This is a genomic window from Synechococcus sp. R55.2 (assembly GCF_047462075.1).
GTDB lineage: Bacteria > Cyanobacteriota > Cyanobacteriia > Thermostichales > Thermostichaceae > Thermostichus.
Window position 1 is genome coordinate 1 of the sequence record NZ_JANSIH010000077.1, and the last position, 1,140, is coordinate 1,140.

Genomic DNA, 1,140 nt, shown 5'->3' on the forward strand with positions numbered 1-1,140 from the left:
TCTTACCGGTATCAGGGAACATCGTAGAAAGAGTTGGCTATGGGAAGCATTTGCCAGCGTCGATGTCCAGCGGTAGCGCCACGAGGAGTAGTCATCGGCTACGGCAGCCCATTGCGTGGGGATGATTATGCCGGACAGGCGGCGGCCGAGCGATTACGACAATGGCACATCGTCGGGGCGCATGTGATCACAAAGACACAGCTCTCGCCTGAGTTGGCATCTGTGATTGCGCGGGCGCGTCGCGTTATCTTTCTTGATGCAGCGGTAGATCGAACCGATGTTGACGTGCGTGTGGTAGAACCCGCACCATTACGGAATGTTAGCCATCAGAGTGATCCGGCAGGGTTATTAGCTCTGGCACGTCTCCTTTATGGTCGTGTTCCTCGTGCTGTTCTAATAACCATTCCGGCTTATGACACAACGCTCAATCTGGCGCTCAGCCCGGCTACCGAACGAGCAGTTGCCTATGCAGCCCGGCTGGCACGGGCGTACCTAGGACGACGCTACTGGGCGTTACAGGCTCGTGCCTGGGGTGAGTAGAGGAACTAAAGAATATCCTCCAAAAAGTCACACCCCCAGCGGTATTGCTGGGGGTGGTCACCTGAACAGGCAAGCGTGATCACAACGCGCCTCGAGAGTGATAGATTTGGGAGAGAACTCCCTAGAAAGGAGGTGATCCAGCCGCACCTTCCGGTACGGCTACCTTGTTACGACTTCGTCCCAGTCGCGGCCCCTGCCCTCGGCCGCTGCCTCCCCGTGCGGGGTTAGCACACGGACTTCAAGCATTGGCCACTCCCATGACGTGACGGGCGGTGTGTACAAGGCCCGGGAACGTATTCACCGCGCCATGGCTGATACGCGGTTACTAGCAACTCCGCCTTCACGGGGGCGAGTTGCAGCCCCCGATCTGCACTGAGACCACGTTTAGGCGATTAGCTCCGCCTTGCGGCTTGGCGACGCATTGTCGTGGCCATTGTAGCGTGTGTGTCGCCCTGGACGTAAGGGCCATGCTGACTTGACGTCATCCGCGCCTTCCTCCGCCGGTCACGGCGGCAGTCTCGGTAGACACCTATAACTACCGACGCGGGTTGCGCTCGTTGCGGGACTTAACCCAACATCTCACGACACGAGCTGACGACA

General features: G+C 58.7%; 1 protein-coding gene and 1 rRNA gene. One reads left to right on the plus strand and one right to left on the minus strand.

What is annotated here, in order from left to right; all coding sequences use genetic code 11:
* The first annotated feature begins 39 nt into the window (after nucleotides 1-39).
* Entirely contained in the window at nucleotides 40-540 is a 501-nt protein-coding gene (locus NW838_RS02900) for a hydrogenase maturation protease (protein WP_414427472.1), read from the plus strand.
* Between the two features lie 125 nt (nucleotides 541-665).
* On the opposite strand, the gene NW838_RS02905 is transcribed toward NW838_RS02900, so the two are convergent.
* Nucleotides 666-1,140, minus strand: a 16S ribosomal RNA gene (locus NW838_RS02905); the annotation flags it as partial.

Excerpts from the sequence above, each read along its gene's own strand:
- NW838_RS02900 (WP_414427472.1), top strand. The coding sequence starts at position 40 with ATGGGAAGCATTTGCCAGCGTCGATGTCCAGCGGTAGCGCCACGAGGA.